Source organism: Shewanella sp. GXUN23E, from assembly GCF_050865035.1.
Lineage (GTDB): Bacteria > Pseudomonadota > Gammaproteobacteria > Enterobacterales > Shewanellaceae > Shewanella.
In genome coordinates this window covers 1-864 of the sequence record NZ_JBOZWP010000054.1, presented here as the reverse complement: position 1 = coordinate 864, position 864 = coordinate 1, and the positions used below count along the sequence as shown (strand labels likewise).

1 protein-coding gene is annotated in these 864 nt (G+C 62.8%); it reads right to left on the bottom strand.

What is annotated here, in order from left to right; all coding sequences use genetic code 11:
- On the bottom strand, positions 1 to 864 hold an 864-nt coding region (locus ACRRUX_RS20560), incomplete at both ends, for a hypothetical protein (RefSeq protein ID WP_432534104.1).

Genomic DNA, 864 nt, shown 5'->3' with positions numbered 1-864 from the left:
GCGCTGACGGTCAGCGTGGTGCCGGACGCCGGGGCATCGATGGCCAGACTCAGGCCGTTATCCAGCATGTCCTGAGTCACAGGGCCGCTGTACAGTACATTGCCAGCCTGATCTGTCACTTCAACGGTATCGCCCACCACAGTACCGGCGCCCAGGGTGACGCTGATATTGATTTGGCCGTTCAGCTCGGCGTCATTGATGATGCCATCGTTATTGGCATCCTCGGTAATCACCACGGTCGGTGCGGCCGGGGCGCCGCTGCCGACGCCGTAATCGAGCGTGGCGGCATCACTGCCAGTGGCGCTGTTGCCGGCCACGTCGGTGACAGTGGCCGTGATGACGATATCGGTGCCACTCGCCGGGGCATCGATGGCCAGACTCAGGCCGTTATCCAGCATGTCCTGAGTGACACTGCCGGTAAACAGCACGGTGCCATCCTGGTCGGTCACGGTGAGGGTATCGCCCACCACGGTGCCGGCACCCAGGGTGACGGTGATGTCTATCTGACCGTTGAGCTCGGCGGTATTGATGTAACCATCATTGTTGGCATCTTCGGTGATGACCACAGTCGGTGCGGCCGGGGCGCCGGTGCCGACGCCATAATCCAGCACCGCGCTGTCGCTGCCCGACGCGCTGTTGCCCGCTGCATCAGAGACGGTGGCGGTAATCACCAGATTGGTGCCGCTCGCCGGTGGGTTGATGGCCAGAGTGAGACCGTTGTCCAGCATCGCCTGGGTCACCGGGCCACTGAATAGTACGTTGCCGGCCTGGTCGGTGACGGTGAGGGTATCACCCAGCGCGGTGTCCGCGCCCAGGGTCACACTGATGTTCACCTGACCGGAGAGCTCGGCGTCATTGATGTAA